This is a genomic window from Corallococcus exercitus (genome assembly GCF_042231735.1).
GTDB lineage: Bacteria > Myxococcota > Myxococcia > Myxococcales > Myxococcaceae > Corallococcus > Corallococcus exercitus_B.
The window spans coordinates 1,923,070-1,940,144 of sequence record NZ_CP102577.1; the positions used below are offsets into that span (position 1 = coordinate 1,923,070).

Consider the following 17,075-nt stretch of genomic DNA (forward strand, 5'->3'; position numbering starts at 1 on the left):
GCGGTGCCGGAGGGCTTCGCGCCGTTCCCACCTCCGGTCCCACCCCCAGGGAGCCCCCTCTCATGGTCCACGAGGAAGCGTCGATGGCTGCCGAGGTCCCTCCCGAGGGATGGCTCGCGCGCCCCGTGAACGTCCTGCTGGCGCCGCACCTGGATTCGCTCGCGGAGCGGCTGTCGCGGACGGAGGGGCTCTCCCCGGCGGAGCGCGGCGTGGTGGAGGCCGCGGCCCGGGAGACGCTGGGCTTCAGCGCCCAGCTCAAGCTCAACCGCGTGCTCCTCCTGGAGCTGCACGCCGCGTCGCTGGAGGGACGGCTCGACGCCGCGGACCCGCCGGGACGGTGGGCCCAGTTCCTCGAGCACGCCTGCACCTCCGACTTCCATACGCACCTGCGCGAACGCTACCCACCGCTGCTGGACAGGCTGGCGACGCTGGGCCGGCTCCAGACCCAGGCGGTGCTGCGGCTGGCGGACCGGTTCGTCGCGGACCGCGAGTCGCTGACGGAGCTGCCCGGCCGTCCTCGCGGCGCGCTCAAGCGCCTGCGGCTGGGGGAGGGCGATGCGCACCGGGGCGGCCAGACGGTGGCGCTGCTGGACCTGGAAGAGGGCACGGTGCTCTACAAGCCCCGGTGCATGCGCGTGGATCGCGCGCTGGAGGGACTGCTCGCGCGCGTGCTGGCGCCGGATGCCGAGCCCACGCGGATCCGCGTGCCCTCCGTGCTGGTGCGCGCGGGCTATGGCTGGGCGGAGTTCGTGGAGCACCGCTTCTGCGCGAACGACGCGGAGCTCTCGCGCTTCTACCGGAACCTGGGCCACTGGCTCGCGGTGATGCGCCTGCTGGGCGGCACGGACCTGCACTCGGAGAACCTCATCGCGCACGGGCCGGTGCCCGTGGTGGTGGACGTGGAGAGCCTCTTCACCCCCGACCCGCCCGTGCCTCCGGCGGAGCGCGGACTGGCGGTGGACCTGGCCGCGAAGGCCATCCGTGGCACCGTCCTGCGCACGGGCCTGCTCCCCGTGCGAAGCGGAGGCCCGGGCCTGGGCGGCCTGGACATCTCCGCGGCGGGTTCGCTCCCGGGACAGCAGCCGCGCGTCCCCGCGCCCCTCATCGTCGGCGGAGGCACGGACGCGGCCCACCTGGGCATGACGCTGATGGAGCGCCCACACGCGAAGAACCACCCCAGCCCGGACCCCGTGCTCGCGCGGCACTGGGACCAGGTCGTGGAGGGCTTCCACGAGCTGACCTCGCGGATGAAGACGCTGGACGCGTACGGGGGGCTGCGCCCGCTGCTGGAGCCCTTCACGGGCGCGGTGGTCCGGCGCATCCTGCGGCCCACGCAGACGTACGCGGAGCTGCTGCGCATGCTCTGGCACCCGGCCTCGCTGTACGACGCGCCCAGGGCCCACGCGCGGGCGCGGGACGTGATGCGGAAGAACGCGGACGTGTCCCCCGGCGCGCCCTCCACGACACCCATCATCGACGAGGAGCTGGCGGACCTGTGCGTGGGGGACATCCCCGTGTTCACGCAGCCCGTGACCCGGAGCGTGCTCGACGCCTCGCTGGAGGCCTGGCGTTCGGTGGATGAGTCGCTGGAGGAGATGACCATCCAGAGCACGCTGATCAGCGCGTACCTCAACGAGAAGGCCGTGCCTCCTCGCGTCCCCGCGCCGGCCACACCCGCGCGCCGGGAGCGCCTGGACGCGCGGCGCCGGGCCCAGCTGTCCAAGCTGGTCCGCCGCGTGAGTGAGGCGGCCGTGCGGGGACCGGACGGGACGGTGACGTGGATCAGCCCGGTGCTCGCCGAGTACGGCTGGGCGGTGCGCCCGCTCTCCGCCGAGCACTACAGCGGGCAGGGCGGCGTCGCGGTGGTGCTGGCCCAGTACCTGCGCGAGGTCGACCACGGCCGCGCGGACGCGGTGGACGGCCTGCCCGAGCTGCTGGCGGGCGCGCTCGCGGTGCTGCGCGCCACGGAGGACCGGGTGCCGGTGAAGCAGCCGGGCGGCTTCTCCGGGCTCGCGTCGCAGGTGTGGATCTGGTCCACGCTGCACGACCTGGGCACGGTCCCCGACGCGCTGGACCGGGCCCGGGAGCGCGCGGCGGCGCTGACGCCCCAGGTGCTGGACGCGGACGGCCTCTTGGAGGTCCTGGGCGGCGTGGCGGGCGTCATCGTCCCGCTGCTCAACCTGGTGGACCAGACCGGCGAGTCGAGGTGGCTGGACCTCGCGGCGCACGCGGGCCGGCGGCTGGAGGACACGGCGCGCGGCGTGGCGGGCGACGCGCGGTGGTCCACGTCGATGTTCCCGGAGCCCATCGGCGGCTTCGCGCATGGCACGGCGGGCATCGCCTGGGCGCTGGCGCGGCTGGGCCTGAGCGCGGCGGGGACGGCGGCGGACCGGCGGCGGTGGCGCAGCCTGTCCGAGCGCGCCTTCGACTTCGTGGACGGCCTCTACCGGCCGGAGCTGGGGAACTGGACGGACCTCCGCCGCCCGGAGGCCACGGATCAGCTGACGACCTGGTGCCACGGGAGCACGGGCATCGGCCTGGCGGCGGCGGACCTCTTCGCTCGCACCGGGGCCGCGCGCTACGGGGACCTGTTCCAGCGGGCCCGGGCCGCGGCCGTGCGCGAGGGCTTCGGCTGGACCCACACGCTGTGCCACGGCGACCTGGGGTTGTGGGAGCTGCTGGAGACGGCGCGGCGGCTGTCCTCGGCGCCGCTCGGGCCGGACCGCGAGGTGCTGGACGCGGAGCTGATCTCCGGCCTGGAGGCGCGCGGCCCGGTGGCGGGGCTCGCGCGCGACGCCTTCTCACCCGGGCTGATGGCGGGGCTGGGCGGCGTCATCCACACGCTCCTGCGCATGCACCCGGAGAGCCGGCTCGTGTCGCCGCTGCTGCTGGGACGCGCGCCGGACATGGATCCGGACGCGCCCTGAGGCCGTGGGTCACCGGCCGCCCATGAAGGGGGGCCGGTGACACGCGGGGTGCATCAGTCGCGGGTGTCGCGGCGCACGGTGACCTTGCGGCCGCGCAGCGTGGAGCCCTTCAGCGCGGAGATGATGCGCGCGGCATCCGGCTCCGGCACCTCCACGATGGAGTACATGTCCGCGATGTGGATCGCGCCGATGCGCGAGGACTCGAGCCCCGCCTCGCCCGCGATGGCGCCCACGAGGTCCGCCGGCCGCATGCCCGCGGTGCGGCCCGCGCCGATGAACAGGCGCGTGACGTTCCACTCCGGCGCGCGCTGGGGCCGCGAGGGGCCCCGGTCACCGCGCTCGCCGCGCTCTTCCCGGTCCTGGCGGGGGCCGCGTGACGGGCGCTCGGAGCGCTCACCGCCCCGGCCCGGAGGCCCGGAGCGCTCCGGCCGCGGGAACTTCCGCTCCGTCGGCGCCGACACCTGGGGGATGTCCTGCTCGGCGGAGTCCTTGCCCTCGTCCTCCTTCTCCTGGAGGAGCTTGATGGCGGCGGCGGCCACGTCCATGACACTGAACTCGCTGGACAGGTCCTCCGCGATGCCGCGGAACCCATCCAGCTCCCCGGCCACCAGCGTCTCGCGCAGTGACGAGCGGATCATCTCCAGCCGGCGCGCGCGCAGGTCGGACACGGTGGGGACCGCGGTGACCTCGATGCGCTGGCCGGTGAGCCGCTCGATGTTGCGCAGCAGCCGGTGCTCGCGGGGCTCCAGCAGGGTGATGGCCACGCCCTCACGGCCCGCGCGGCCCGTGCGGCCGATGCGGTGCACGTAGGCCTCCGGCGCGTTGGGCACGTCGAAGTTCACCACGTGCGTCAGCCGGGGGATGTCCAGGCCTCGCGCCGCCACGTCGGTGGCGATGAGCAGGTCCGCCGCCTGCGACTTGAACTGCTTGATGACGCGGTCGCGCTGCTCCTGGCTCATGCCGCCGTGCAGCGCGTGCGCGCGCCAGCCCCGGCCGTTGAGGGACGTGGTGAGCTCATCCACCTCCGTGCGCGTGCGGCAGAACACGATGGCGGCGGTGGGGGACTCCAGGTCCAGCACGCGCCCCAGCGTGGCGATCTTGAAGGCACGCGGCACGATGTAGGCCGTCTGCCGGACGCGGGGCATCTCCCCGGCCTCCAGCTTCTCCTTCGCGATGCGCACGCGCACCGGCTCGTGCAGGTGGCGCTCCGCGATGCTGGCGATGCGCGGGGGCAGGGTGGCGGAGAACAGCGCGGTCTGCCGCTGCTCGGGCGTCTCGGAGAGGATGGCCTCCAGGTCGTCCGCGAAGCCCATGTCGAGCATCTCGTCCGCTTCATCCAGGACCACCGTGCGCACCTGGTCCAGCTTCAGCGTCTTGCGGCGCAGGTGATCCAGCGCGCGGCCCGGCGTGGCGACGATGACGTCCACGCCACGCTTGAGCACGCGCAGCTGCCGGCCGATCTCCTGGCCGCCGTAGAGCGGAAGCACGCTCACGCCCAGCTTCTGGCCGTAGCGGTGGATGGCCTCGGACACCTGCATGGCCAGCTCACGCGTGGGCACCAGCACCAGCGCGGAGGTGCTGTGCGGCGCGGCGGCGCCCGGCTTCAGGTGCTGCAGCAGCGGGAGCGAGAACGCGGCCGTCTTGCCGGTGCCCGTGGCCGCGATGCCCAGCAGGTCCTTCTCGGCGAGCAGCGGCGGGAGCGCGGCGGCCTGGATGGGGGTCGGCTCTTCGTAGCCGAGCGACGTCAGCGCCTCGACGAGTTCGGGCTTGAGTCCGAGGGCGTCGAAGGTGGGGGTTTCAGGGGCAGCAGGAGGCGGGGGAGCTTTCACACGGCGGCTTGTACCACTTCCGCGCCCGGGCGGAGGACTTGGGAAGTCAGGTGCGTCCAGGCCTGTACGAAGACCCGGGCCTTCCGGGCTTTCAGGCCCCGCCGCGCAGGTGCGATTTCAACAGTGCCGCAATGGCAGCAGTCCCCCCAGACAGGTCCGTGGAGGACAGGACGAGCCGCTGGCGTCGGCCACCTTCCAATGCCGTGCCCTCCAGGAGGGACGTGAGGCCCCGGGGGCCGCGGTCCAGGTCGAGGATCAGCTCCAGCGCGTCGTCCTGGGGAAACGGCAGGAGGCAGAGCGTGCGCGGCGGGCCTTCCCAGGCCGGGCCCGCGTGGAACTCCATTTCCTGGACGAAGGGCTCCTCGCGTCCCAGCGCGGGGCCGGCCTCGCAGTACGCGTTGCGCCACTGGAAGCCCAGGTGCAGCACGGCGTCGAGCACGGTCTGGAGGAATGGGTGGGGCAGGACGTGGATGCGGTCGCTGTCCTCGGGGTTGAGGGCGTTGTCGATGTCGAGCGCCGTCTTGATCCACACGGGCGTGCCGCGCTCGGTGATGGGGGTGTGGGCGGGGAGGCGCAGGGAGAAGGGGATCTCGCGCTCCTCGCGGGGCTGGAGGGTGAAGGGGTTGGAGATGCGCCAGGTGCGCACGACGGCGTTGAGCGCGCTGCGGCGGTCGTTGTCGCGCTGGAGGTACTGCGCCATCAGGTGCAGGTCGATGCGGTCGATCCGCTGGGGCGTGTGGCCACCCTGGACGTGGACGAGTCCGCGCAGGTCGCCGCCAGCGCGCGCGGTGTCGTGCTCCAGGCGGGTGTCCACGCGCGCGCTGCCAATCCCGAGGCGGGCGAGCATCTTCATGAAGGGCATGGAGTCACGGCATAGGCCGGATGGCGGCTTCGCGAAAGCCCATGTGCCTGGCTGCCTGCCCTTCATGCGTCCCGTGCACCGGAGGGACGGGCGCGGCTTGCGGGGGAGCCCGGCGCGTCACCAGCGTAAAGCCTCACAACGGGAGAGGTGCGCGATGGCCCAGGGGACTTCCAGGCGGGTGCGGTACGCGGTGGTGGGAGCGGGCAACCTCACGCAGGTGGCCATCCTCCCGGCGTTCCAGCACGCGGAGGAGAACTCCGAGCTGGTGGCCATCATCTCCTCCGACAAGGAGAAGCGGGACGTGCTCCAGAAGAAGTACGGCGTGGAGCACGTGGGGAGCTACGACCAGTTCGAACAGGTGCTGCGCGAGTCGAAGGCGGACGCGGTCTACATCGTGTTGCCCAACACGATGCACCGGGCCTTCACGGAGCGTGCGGCGCGCGTCGGGGTGCACGTCCTCTGCGAGAAGCCGATGGCGACGTCGGTGGAGGACTGCGAGGCGATGATCCGCGTCACGAACGAGAACGACGTGAAGCTGATGGTCGCCTACCGGCTGCACTTCGAAGAGGCGAACCTCCGCGCCATCGAGCTGGTGCGCGAAGGGAAGCTGGGGGATCCGCTGGTGTTCACGGGGACGCTGACGCAGCAGGTGCGCGAAGGGGACATCCGGACGCGCGTGGACGTGGGAGGCGGGGCGCTCCTGGACGAGGGGCCGTATCCCATCAACGCCGCGCGCTACCTGTTCCGCGACGAGCCGCGCGAGGTGTTCGCGTTCACGGCCGGCGGCCGGGACGGGCGGTTCCACGGGGTGGACGCGTCGGCGTTCGCGCTGATGCGCTTCCCGAACGGGCGGGTGGCCCAGTTCGCCATCAGCCACGAGGCCTCCGCGGTGTCGAGCTACCGGCTGGTGGGCACGGAAGGGGACCTGCAGGTGCGGCACGGCTTCGGCTACGGCACGGACATCGAGCACGTGCTCACGGTGGGAGGGGAGACGGAGACGCGGACGTTCAAGAACAGCGACCAGTTCGCGCCGGAGCTCGTCTACTTCTCCCAGTGCATCCTGGAGGACCGGGACCCGGAGCCCAACGGCATCGAAGGCCTGGCGGACGTGCGCGTCATCGTCGCGCTCCAGGAGTCCGCGCGCACGAACAAGCCCGTGAAGCTGGCCCCGTTCGAGAAGCCGAAGCGCCCCACGCTGGATCAACTCATCGTCAAGCCCGCGGTGGAGCCGCCAGAGCCAGTGAACGCGCCGGCTCCAGCGGAGGGGTAGTCCCCGCGGCCCGTCGAGCACCCGACAATCATTGCCATCAATTGCTCCGCACCCTGGTTTTGGCTGGGCCCTGTTCCTACCTGCACTCTCAGTCAACCTGTTCAGGTTGAAGGGGCCAGTGCAATGGGATGGAACGCGAGGCGGTGGGTGGTCGGGGTGGGGCTTCTCCTCGGCGGGTTGGGCACGGGCTGCGGCACTTCGGACGCGCGGGGAGTGGCCGCGCCGGAATCCGTCGCTCCGGAGCCGACGGTGGATGACGGGCCTTCCGAGGGAGGCGCGGTCACGGAGGATCCGCCCGAGCAGGCGGACCCGGTGATACCGCCCGAGCAGCCCGTGGAGACCGAACCTCCGCCCGACCCCGGGCCTTCGGCATGCGAGGCCCTCCCGCAGCCCTCTCCGGCAGTCCTTGCGGCCTGGAGGTACACGACCCGGGCGACTCCAACGGATGGCACCTGTCAGGGGGCGGCGGCGGATGCCCGGGGCAACATCATCGTGACCACCGACAACGCGATCTCCTCGCGGATGTACTTCACCGTGCTGCCCTCCCCGAGCAGCTACGGGTGGGATGGATCCATAGACGGGGCGTATCACATGCGCCTGAACGGCCAGCCCCTGGGATTCCTGGGGCACGCCAGGGATCCGTTTACGGGAGGAGCCACCTGGGTGACGTTCCTCGACGTCTCCCAGCGGCGGATCATCCAGCACCCACGGCAGCCGGACGGCGCTCTGCTGCACAGCGCGGTGAACCCAGTGGGGGGAATGCATGAGGTGCTCGCGGATGGGACGCTCAATGCGTACGGCGCGACGGGCGAGCTTCGCTGGAGCCTGTCGGTGGCCTCGCTGCTCAATGGTCCCGTCAGCGCGCTGGGCGTGAACACGGAGGGCCACGCCCTGCTGCTCTCCGCCGGAGCGCAGGCGGAGGGTGCGGTCTCGGTGGAAGGTGTCTGGGTGGACAGCTCGGGCCAGCCCGGCACCCCGTTCCTGGCGCTGACCCTGGAGCAGGCCCCGAACGCCGGGTCCCGCTACGACCTCGCGCCCTTGCTGCAAGGAGGCCTGGTGCTGGGAGTCGAGAACACCTTCGGCAAGAAGTGGGTGGCCGCTTTCGAGGGCCTGCAGGCCGCTTCCAGCCCGCTGCCCTCATGGCTGGACGGCGGGGACGGCCGCCGGTTCGAGCTGCTTCCCGGTGGCAAGGGCTACCTGCGGTGGAGCCAGGTGACCGCCGAGAATCAGGGCTGCCAGCATGAAGCGCAGTTCATCGCGGCCTCTGGCGAGTCCTGCGGCAAGGTGCGCCTGCCGGCCATGGACCCCAAGGAAGGCTGCGGCGTCATCAGCCTGGGCGGTGACGGGACGGTGGTGAATGAGCTGACCCCTCAGTGGTTCCCCGTGGACAAGCCCTACACCCTGTGCCGCGTCCGGTGGTGGCCCGCCCTGTTCCGCTAATCGAAGTCTAGGATGTGAAGGGAATGGACGATCTCCAGGAGTTCGCGCGTCAGGTCTTCGCAGCCCAGCCATTCAGCCAGTTCCTGGGTGCGCAGCTCGCGAGCTGCGGGCCCGGGACCGCGGAGCTGAGAATCCCCGTCACCGACCAACTGAAGCAGCAGCACGGCTTCGTCCATGGAGGCGTGCTCAGCTACCTCGCGGACAACGCGATCACCTTCGCCGGAGGACTGGCGCTGGGCGGCAACGCGCTGACCTCCGAGTACAAGATCAACTACCTGAAGCCCGCCGTGGGCTCGCTGCTCATCGCGCGGGCCCAGTCGAAGGCCGCCGGCAAGCGGCAGGCCGTGTGTCAGTGCGAGATCTTCGCCGTGAAGGACGGTGTTGAGACGCTGTGCGCCCTGGCGCAGGGCACGGTGGTCTCCGCGGCCTGAATGAGCGGAGCGCTGCAGCGGGGACTGGCCCGCGCCGGGCACGAGGCGCGGGCAGGAGCCGGACGCCCACCCGGCCTTCCAGGCGCGAGACGATCCGGCCTTCATGACCTGCCGTCAACGCCACGCGCCATGCAGGCGAGCGCCCTGGCGTCAGGCGGGGCGAGCCCACAGGTCGCGAATGTCCGTTGGCAGCTCTCCGGCGATGTCATCACTCTCCCCGGTGGAGATCTGCGCCTGGAGGGTGCTGAAGACCGCGCGGACGATGGCTTCGGCGTTCTCGGGCTCCACGCCCAGGTCCGTGGCGACCATCGCCAGCATCTCCGCCCGGCCGAACTTGTGGGGCGGCGGTCCGGCCTCGTGGCGATCGCACCGGGTCAGGAGCTCGCGCAGCTTGTGGGGCAGTTGGGCCTCCATGTCATTGTCCTCCTCGCCGAAGAGGCGCTGCTCCAGCACGCACAGCACGGAGACGGCGGCCTCCTGGGCGGCCTGCTCGCTCGGGAATGGGCCCACGTCGCGCAGGTACTTGAGGAAGGCCTTGTAGGTCTGCGACGTGCGGGACTCGTGGCGCATGCGGCGGCGCTCATCAATGGGGATGTCCGCCTTGCGCGGCGTGGGGCTTCCTGCCTGCTGCTCGGAACCAGGGATGTTGGGGTCTGCCATGTCCGTTTCCTCGTTCTCCGGAGTGGGGTCCAACCCCAAAGCTGGAGCGCTCGAGAATCCGGAGGAAGGCACGCGCCGCCCTGCGAGCCGCCCGCTTCCCGTGGGCAGAGGCTGATGGGAAGCGCCTGCTCCCACTTCCGTCCAGAAAGACCCTTGCCCCGGGCCAGACGCATCCGAACCGTTGAGAGAGGGGCCGCATGGCGCGGTCGCCCTCTCAAGTGAGGTTCCGTCATGCGTGAAAGCCTTCGACCCAGGGGAGAGGCGCTGCGCAGCGCAGCCCGCAGGATCGCGGTGCGGAGGGCCGAGGAGCCGGACACGCCGCTGCTTCAGATCATCACGGAGGCAGCCCGCCACTTCGACCTCTCACCGAGTGAAGAGCAGATGCTTCTGTCGGACCTGCTGTCCGGGAGCGATGAGTCGTCTCACGCCCAGGTATAGTGTCGGGCCATGCCGACCTACACCGCGTGGGGCACCCCCATCACGTTCAGCTGGGAGCTCGAGGGGAACACGACCCCGATCCTCGAATGGTTTGCTCCTCCGGGAGTTCAGCCCGGCGCCTGGAAGCAGATGGAACAACAAGCGCGCGTGGCCTACTTCAATGAGCAGGTGCTTCCGCGGTGGCGCATGCGGAGGTCCGACCCGGGCATCTGCTACGACGACTTCGTGAACGTGTCGCCGGTCAACTGGGTCAAGTTGACGCAGGAGGTCTGGTTCCAGACGTGGGAGATGCAATGCACCGCCCCCTTCCCGGACACCCTGGAGGGCCTCTTCGCCCAGCTGGACTTCGTTCGGCAGGCCTTCCCCAGCAACCGGAACGACTTCCAGGTGCACATCGTCTTCGCACTCCCTGAAAGCCTGGAGGACAAGAAGACGTGCAGCGTCCTGTTGACGGGGTTGTTCACCCAGCTCAATGACTACGCGATGGCCAAGCTGTACCGCAAACATCCGGAGATCATCCAGGATCGGTTCTACGGCGCGTCCACCGTGAACCACATCGCCCTGTTCACGTCGCTCGTCCGGGGGGACAAGCTCGAGGTCAACAAGGCCAGCGGCTACAAGTTCAACTTCGTCGGCATGCGCAAGAGCTATGACACGCCCGACAAGATTGGATTGGAGATCCGCGAGGGCTGGAGCACCAATTACGACAAGTTCAAATCCCTGATGACGAGGGTCGTCGAGATGCTCGGCAACCTGTCGAGAGATACGACCTACACCATCAAGGCCTCGAAGCCGGGCAACGCCAGGCCCTTCACGCTCCTCCAGCATCTGGACTTCATGAGGAGCACCCAGCCGGAGAGCATCAGCCTCCCTGAAGAGGAGGGGTACGGAGCGCGTCAACTGCGCTACGAGGATTGCGATGGGCTCCTGTACAAGGAAGCCTGTCGCCTCGTCGAGGTCGCCTCGAATGAAAACCGGGTCAAGAAGATCCCGTTCCCCCAGACCAAGGTGACCCCTGAGGACAAGCTTCAGTGGGTCAATGATCCGCCTGACGTGTTGTACGCACGCTGGCGCAAGGCCCTGCTTCCCTGGGAGCGGCATCCCGTGTTCGAGGAGAACACGTTTGCCCAGCAGGGCATCCTGGTCGCGCGGTTGAGATTGAAGGGCGCGCTGGCGCACTACCTGATGGGGTTGGAGGCTGAGCGCCTCACGCCCGACGACACCTTCGTGCACGAGCAGGTGAAGACCTTCTTCGAGACCACGCAGCTGTTCAAGTACCTCTGAGGTGCGTGGTAGATCGGCCGACATGAACCTCATTCGACTGTCGGCCGTGGGCCTGGGCGTGGCGTTCCTGGTGGCGGGCTGCGGGGGCCGCCGGAGCAACTCCAAGGTGGACTTCTCCCAGATGGGACCGTCCATCAACTCGAAGCGCTATGCGAACCTGGAAAAGATCGCGGCCAGGGATCTCAAGTGCGACGTGGAGCTGACGCCGCAGTACCTGGGTGAGAACCAGTACCAGATGATCGGCTGCAACACCGAAGGTGTCTACGAGCTGCGCTGCGTGATGGGCCAGTGCGCCTGGATTCCCGACGTGAGGCTCCGCGCGGAGTTCGACCTGGGCTGTGCGAAGCCGGAGCTCCAGACGACCAAGCTGGACCGCGTCACCGCGGGTGTCGCGGGCTGCGGGAAGCGCGCGACGTACCGGCTGCTCAGGGCAGGCTACGGCTATTCGTGGGTCCTGAATTCACCCGTGGCGCAGGACGAGGTTCCTGCTCCGGCGCCGGCGGTGCCGGTCCCGACGACGCTTTGAACAGCGGCCTTAGACTTCCTTTCATAACCCCTCTGCGAAGGCTCGGCCCCGAGGGGCGAACGCCACTGTGCCGGGTTGTGAAAGGAGGTCTTAGTACTACTTGATCAGATGCGTGACGGTCCTCGAGGAGGAGCGCGAGCGCCGAGTCTGCGGAGGCACAGCGGACAATGGCCGAGGCGGCGCAGCAGTAGATGTTGAAGCCGCCGGCGCACTTGGGGCAGCGTCCAGGGAATCCTCCTCTGGGGGAAAAGCGCTCGACGGAGCGCGAGGAAACCATGGGCCACCATGCAGAGCGTGGCGTGGTGGTGAAAGCCTCTCCAGGTACGGCCCTCGAAGTGGTCCAGGCCCCCCCTGTGTCAGGGAAGTTGTCGCCTCGGCTGAATGGCCGGGATGACCGCGCCTTGGGGGCGAGAGCAGGCAGGACGCAGTGCCGTACACGGATGCATTCAAGTCTCAGATGGTGAAGCGGATGGTGGGCCCGGGCGCGGTGAGTGCCGCGGCGCTGGCGCGCCAGGTGGGCGTCTCGCAGCCGACGTTGTCGCAGTGGCTGCGGGAGGCGAATAAGTTGGCGGCGATGACGCCCCCGCCCGAGGAGAAGAAGCCTGCCGGTCCGAAGAAGTGGACGCCCGAGGAGAAACTGCGCGTGCTGGCGGAAGCGCACGGGCTGGAGGGCGAGGCGCTGGGAGCACTTCTGCGCCGGGAAGGGCTGCATGAAGAGCAGCTGGGGGAGTGGCGGGCCGCGGCCGCTGGAGCACTTTCCCAAGGCGCGCAGACGGCCTCCTCCGCAGCTCTAACGGCCAGCCAGCGTCGGCGGCTGGCCTCGTCGGAGAAACGGGTGAAGGAGCTCGAGCGCGAGCTGCGCCGCAAGGAGAAGGCGCTGGCGGAGACGGCGGCGCTGCTGGTGCTCGAAAAAAAACTTCAGGCGCTGGGCTGGGACGAGCGGCCCCTGGAAGACGAGGACGACGCAGCGGACGAGAAGAGCGAGAAATGAGGCTCGCCCTCATCGACGAGGCGCTGGAGAAGGGCGTGCGCCTGGAGGCCGTGTGCGAGCGGCTCGGGGTGGCCCCTCGCACCATCCAGCGCTGGAGGAAGCCGGAAACGGCCCAGGACGGGCGGTGCGGCCCACGCACCCAGCCGGCCAACCGCCTCTCCGAGCTGGAGCGGCGCCGCATCCTGGCGGTGGCCAACAGCGAGGAGTTCCGCGACGCCTCGCCCAAGCAGATTGTCCCCAGGTTGGCCGACCGGGGCGAGTACGTGGCCAGCGAGGCAAGCTTCTACCGGGTGCTGCGCGAAGCAGGGCAGCTGGCCCACCGAGGCCACGCCAAGGCCCCCACGCCCAGGCCCCGGGCCGAGCACACCGCCACCGAGCCGAACGGGGTGTGGAGCTGGGACATCACCTACTTGAAGGGCCCGGTGAAGGGAGCCTTCCTCTACCTGTACCTGGTGGTGGACGTCTTCAGCCGGCGCATCATGGGCTTTGAGGTGCACGAGGAGGAGTCGTCCGAGCATGCAGCGGCCCTCATCCGCCGCTGCTGGCAGCAGGCCGGCTGCCCGGAGGGCCTGGTGCTGCACTCGGACAACGGCGGCCCCATGAAGGGCGCCACGATGCTCGCGACGCTGCAATGGCTGGGCGTCACGCCCTCCTTCAGCCGGCCCCGCGTCTCGGACGACAACGCCTTCTCCGAAGCCCTCTTCCGTACGCTGAAGTACCGCCCCTCTTTCCCGCGGCGCCCCTTCGCGTCCGTCGAGGATGCGCGCTCGTGGGTGACGCGCTTCGTGGCCTGGTACAACACCGAGCACCGCCACTCCGCTATTCGCTTCGTCACGCCCGACGACAGGCACTTCTGCCGCGAGCACGCGCTGCTGGCCCGACGCCGCGAGGTGTACCAACGCGCTCGCGACCGTCACCCCGAGCGCTGGAGCCGAGACACGCGCGACTGGACGCCGATGGGCCCCGTCCGTCTCGGCCCCTCTCCGAACCTCACCCCGGCAGTGCAGGAGATGAAGCGCATCGGCTGAACCCTCTCACGCGACAACTACCTTGACGCTCACCGGGCCGACTTCCCCTTCATCTCCTGGTAGTCACGCTCCACGCGCCAGCGCAGCTTCGCCAGGGTGACGAGGCGCTTGAGGGGCGTGTCCTCCGGCAGAGACGAGAGGTAGTACTTCGTTGGCGCGGCCTCGCCCGGCGGCCACTCGCACAAGAGCCACTCGGGGGCGCCCGGCGCCTTGCGCACGACATGGCCTTCAGCGACCTGGATTCGCACCGCGGCGAAAGTGGAGGACTGCATGCCGCGGCTGCCCTCGCGCCAGCTGATGCGGCGGTACTCCTCCTCAGGTAACTGGCGCGCCAATTCTTCAATCGTCCAGGGCTGCACGCCGCTGTCGTCGACGAAGCGAGTCCGAGGGCGCCCGTACGTGCCCGCCTTCTTCACCGGCAGGTGTGGCGTCGCCCCCGGAGGCCACACCTTGTGCTGCCCCGGCACCGCGACGAGGTAGGGCAGGCCCCGTGCCGTGAGTCCTTCGCGAAACTCCCGGCAGTTGCCATACCCCGCATCCGCTAGGACGACGTGCTTGCGCACGCCCCACTTCAGCGCGTCGTCCAGCTGCGACAGCGCCAATTCCCATTTGCGCGTGGCGCCCACCTCCTCGGGGACTCCGGCCGCCTTGCGCCGCGCCTTGTCCGTCACCCACTCCTCGGGCAGGTACAACCGCATGCCAATGCACCCGCTGCCGCGTGCCCCTGCCAGGTGCAGGCTGACGGCCACCTGGCAGTTGTCCGTGCGCCCCAGCGTCCCCGAGTACTGCCGGGCGACTCCCGCCGAGTGCTTCCCCTTCTTCGGAAACCCCGTGTCGTCCACCACCAGCGCTTCCAACTCCGGTAGCCGCAACTCCAGCTTCCGCGCCAGTCGCTCCCGCAGCGACTCGTCGCTCCACGTCCCTTGCGACACGCACTGCTGCAGCCGCTGACGCATTGCCTCGACTTCGCCTGCGTCCTCCACCAGCCGGGCCGCCATCGGCTCAATGCTCTTGCGCTCCCCATCCAGCAGCAGGCCCGTCACGTAGGCCTCCATGGCGCGCCGTCTCTCCAGTCGCCCCATGCCGGCGACCATCTCTTCAAGATAGGCGCCCAGCGCCTCATCCAGCTTCTTGAGCTGCGCGGGTGTCATCCCGGCCGTAGATCATGGTCGCCAGCCGGATTCAAGTGACCGGGCAGCATTAGCAATCAAATATTAGCGCTTGGCATTGAATCCCCATCCAATCTCGCACCTGTCTCTTTCGAATACCGTACCAAGTTAAGAGCAAAATCGCGCCTAGCAACCTCTATGTCCTGAAAGACAAAGTGCCTATCGAAACTGTCGAAGCTTCGCCAGAACTGGCCATACACCTTCCCTGTGTCAGACAGATAGTCATCAAGCTCCACAGATGAAAAGTGATTGCCGTTCCACATGGAAACATCTTGAGGCTTTCCACTGGGTGCCCACGCAGTGGCCGTGCCTGTTTTTATGAAGTTAATTAGCTCTCGAAAATGGCGAACAGGATAGCCACCCATCGTTGCGCCAGAAAAGAGCCTACTACTAAGGACAATGGCGAACTTGTGCTTTTTGTATTTTCGAAGATCGTGCCCAATCTTGGTCGAAACGTAATCAACAAAACGCGTGTTTGACCAGAGGGTGGAGATCTTGTCGAGCTGGCTAATGCCTTTCTCAATCCGTCCGATCGTGGTTTGTTGCTCGTTGGCACTCGCGGGAAGCAGCGTGTTTTTGCATTCAAAAAAATATACTGTGTCGTCGATGGCCGCCAGCACATCGATGTCGCCCTGGGCCTTTTCAAATGTGAACTCCACTGCGGTCGCCGCGACGGACGTTTTTTCTTTTACGGAATTAAATACGGCGAAAGAGATTGGATCATGGGTCCCATCATCATTAAGCCGCTTGCCCTGTGTGATCAGGACGTTTCTAAAGATGTTTGAATTGCAATGCACCGCAAGTGGAACCACAAGCGCCTGGTTTGACAGGAAAAATGGTCGATACTGAAGATCGGCGAACTGCTCCTTGTTTTCTGGATTCCAGGTGAACACATCCACGTACGATCTGGCTTTCTTTTGACTGAGGCCACATGCTGCAAGCAGGCTAGCAAGTCCGTCTTGGGTGGTGCCAATAAGCGCCGAGTTCCAGTATGCAATGGGGTCGCTGCATTGAAGCGACTTGAGCAAATTGAATCTCGCCGAGAGGATAAACCTGAAGACCCGCGATATGGTAAACACATCGAAAAGAGACAGCTCTGGAGTTACCTGGAGCTTTGAGAAGTCCTCCAGTGTTGCATTTAGTTCGTAGCGCATATCCTGGATGAACCTGATTTCTTCCTGGAATAGCGCTGGATGAAGTAAAAGCTCCTGACCAAGAGTCTTGATGTGTTGCTCAGGGAGCGCCACCCTTATGGATGGTAGGCGGTCATTCGTAAGAAAGACGCATGTGTCTCCAAACTTTTCGAGCCACAGGTCGCACGCCTCCTTGAATGATATAGTGTTTTTTGTGTTTTGGCGGGGCTTTTCTATTGTGGAAATCCAGCTGTTTTTTATTAGCCCGAGCGAGATCGACATCCCCAACTGCTCAGACGGAGGCTCGAGCTGGAATTTATTCTTGCCTGACTTTGAAAAGCCATAATTAAGCCTAAAAACCTGCGGCTCCATTTCCTGGAGTTCGGAGAGCTTGTATGACAGCAATAGCAATGATTCGAAAAAATCATTATTCTGGCTTTTTTCCGTAAAGGGGGCCAGTGACCTTCTGGGTAACGCATTCTCCTTGGTCGCGAGTCTTAGCGCGAATGACGCTGCTGCCGAACTCTCCTCTGCCGAGAGATCGTCAATGGACTGAATGATGTGCTGGTGGAACCATCGGGCGGAAGGACGTAGCCCCAGGAATTGTTGTTCGATAAGCACTAAAAGCGCGTGGGCTGAACTTTGTGATGATCTGAGCGCTAACGACAAGAGCGTTCGATCCGCAGTTGTTCGCGCAATAGCTTCGGAGTAGTTGATTATCGAGGAAAGCTTTCGAGATATCTCCGTGTCTCCAAATTTCCGAGTATACAAATCCAATATCCGAGCGAGGCATTTTGTTGATTTCATCAGATATTGAGTGGGGATGTTTGAAGGTCTGAAAATGTCTATAATTTCTGGCAATCTCAGTATCTCTCCGCCGGAGATTTGGATGGAGAGGGCTGTCCAGTTGTATGCTCGGCCGAGGTGGCCCTTTTGGACATGGGCCTCGATATTTTCCTTTATGGTTTTCAGCGCTGACTTCTCAAGTGCCCCGGACGGAATGCGATCAAGGGCACTGGTCCAGTCGGGCTGGCTGAGGCCTGATGCTATTTTTAGAACGTCTGCTGTATTGTATTTCATATCTATC

The 17,075-nt window shown here is 67.2% G+C and carries 12 protein-coding genes; 7 read left to right on the forward strand and 5 right to left on the reverse strand.

Annotated elements, in window-relative coordinates; genetic code table 11:
- The first annotated feature begins 83 nt into the window (after positions 1-83).
- Positions 84-2,927, forward strand: a complete 2,844-nt coding sequence (locus NR792_RS07265; protein WP_375759337.1) for a type 2 lanthipeptide synthetase LanM family protein — start codon at positions 84-86, stop codon at positions 2,925-2,927.
- A gap of 53 nt (positions 2,928-2,980) precedes the next feature.
- Here NR792_RS07265 and NR792_RS07270 read toward each other — a convergent pair whose 3' ends face one another.
- Positions 2,981-4,756: a DEAD/DEAH box helicase gene (locus NR792_RS07270; RefSeq protein ID WP_375759338.1), complete on the reverse strand. Its 1,776-nt coding sequence runs from the start codon at positions 4,754-4,756 to the stop codon at positions 2,981-2,983.
- A 91-nt stretch (positions 4,757-4,847) separates the two neighbouring features.
- The gene (locus NR792_RS07275) at positions 4,848-5,618 is read right to left on the reverse strand and encodes a sporulation protein (RefSeq protein ID WP_375759339.1); all 771 of its coding nucleotides are present in this window, start codon (positions 5,616-5,618) and stop codon (positions 4,848-4,850) included.
- Positions 5,619-5,772: 154 nt separating this feature from the next.
- Here NR792_RS07275 and NR792_RS07280 point away from each other — a divergent pair, with 154 nt between their 5' ends.
- From NR792_RS07280 to NR792_RS07290, 3 genes are all read left to right on the forward strand, one after another.
- Complete coding sequence (locus NR792_RS07280) at positions 5,773-6,888, forward strand: Gfo/Idh/MocA family protein (protein ID WP_375759340.1); 1,116 nt, start codon at positions 5,773-5,775, stop codon at positions 6,886-6,888.
- 156 nt (positions 6,889-7,044) lie between these two features.
- Positions 7,045-8,328 (forward strand): hypothetical protein, encoded by a 1,284-nt coding sequence (locus NR792_RS07285; protein ID WP_375759341.1) that lies wholly within the window; start codon positions 7,045-7,047, stop codon positions 8,326-8,328.
- A 23-nt stretch (positions 8,329-8,351) separates the two neighbouring features.
- Positions 8,352-8,759, forward strand: a complete 408-nt coding sequence (locus tag NR792_RS07290) for a PaaI family thioesterase (protein ID WP_375759342.1) — start codon at positions 8,352-8,354, stop codon at positions 8,757-8,759.
- Between the two features lie 150 nt (positions 8,760-8,909).
- On the opposite strand, the gene NR792_RS07295 is transcribed toward NR792_RS07290, so the two are convergent.
- Entirely contained in the window at positions 8,910-9,419 is a 510-nt protein-coding gene (locus NR792_RS07295; protein WP_375759343.1) for a DUF2267 domain-containing protein, read from the reverse strand.
- A 567-nt stretch (positions 9,420-9,986) separates the two neighbouring features.
- Here NR792_RS07295 and NR792_RS07300 point away from each other — a divergent pair.
- The 3 genes from NR792_RS07300 (at position 9,987) to NR792_RS07310 (ending at position 13,686) form a co-directional block, all read left to right on the forward strand.
- Entirely contained in the window at positions 9,987-11,141 is a 1,155-nt protein-coding gene (locus tag NR792_RS07300) for a hypothetical protein (RefSeq protein WP_375759344.1), read from the forward strand.
- Positions 11,142-11,163: 22 nt separating this feature from the next.
- The gene (locus NR792_RS07305) at positions 11,164-11,667 is read left to right on the forward strand and encodes a hypothetical protein (protein ID WP_375759345.1); all 504 of its coding nucleotides are present in this window, start codon (positions 11,164-11,166) and stop codon (positions 11,665-11,667) included.
- A 427-nt stretch (positions 11,668-12,094) separates the two neighbouring features.
- A protein-coding gene (locus NR792_RS07310) for an IS3 family transposase (protein ID WP_375756402.1) occupies positions 12,095-13,686 on the forward strand; the annotation gives its coding sequence in 2 pieces (ribosomal slippage) (positions 12,095-12,583 and positions 12,586-13,686; 1,590 coding nt in all).
- Positions 13,687-13,715: 29 nt separating this feature from the next.
- Here the strand turns inward: NR792_RS07310 and NR792_RS07315 are convergent.
- Both NR792_RS07315 and NR792_RS07320 read right to left on the reverse strand, forming a co-directional pair.
- Positions 13,716-14,837, reverse strand: coding sequence for an IS701 family transposase (locus NR792_RS07315; RefSeq protein ID WP_375759346.1), 1,122 nt, complete (start codon positions 14,835-14,837; stop codon positions 13,716-13,718).
- A 56-nt stretch (positions 14,838-14,893) separates the two neighbouring features.
- Complete coding sequence (locus NR792_RS07320; RefSeq protein WP_375759347.1) at positions 14,894-17,068, reverse strand: hypothetical protein; 2,175 nt, start codon at positions 17,066-17,068, stop codon at positions 14,894-14,896.
- Positions 17,069-17,075: the final 7 nt, after the last annotated feature.

Bases quoted from the DNA above. Each gene is read 5' to 3' on its own strand.
- NR792_RS07275 (WP_375759339.1), bottom strand. From the start codon at position 5,618: ATGCCCTTCATGAAGATGCTCGCCCGCCTCGGGATTGGCAGCGCGCGC.
- NR792_RS07295 (WP_375759343.1), bottom strand. From the start codon at position 9,419: ATGGCAGACCCCAACATCCCTGGTTCCGAGCAGCAGGCAGGAAGCCCC.
- NR792_RS07265 (WP_375759337.1), top strand. From the start codon at position 84: ATGGCTGCCGAGGTCCCTCCCGAGGGATGGCTCGCGCGCCCCGTGAAC.
- NR792_RS07290 (WP_375759342.1), top strand. From the start codon at position 8,352: ATGGACGATCTCCAGGAGTTCGCGCGTCAGGTCTTCGCAGCCCAGCCA.
- NR792_RS07320 (WP_375759347.1), bottom strand. From the start codon at position 17,068: ATGAAATACAATACAGCAGACGTTCTAAAAATAGCATCAGGCCTCAGC.
- NR792_RS07305 (WP_375759345.1), top strand. From the start codon at position 11,164: ATGAACCTCATTCGACTGTCGGCCGTGGGCCTGGGCGTGGCGTTCCTG.
- NR792_RS07300 (WP_375759344.1), top strand. From the start codon at position 9,987: ATGGAACAACAAGCGCGCGTGGCCTACTTCAATGAGCAGGTGCTTCCG.
- NR792_RS07315 (WP_375759346.1), bottom strand. From the start codon at position 14,837: ATGACACCCGCGCAGCTCAAGAAGCTGGATGAGGCGCTGGGCGCCTAT.
- NR792_RS07280 (WP_375759340.1), top strand. From the start codon at position 5,773: ATGGCCCAGGGGACTTCCAGGCGGGTGCGGTACGCGGTGGTGGGAGCG.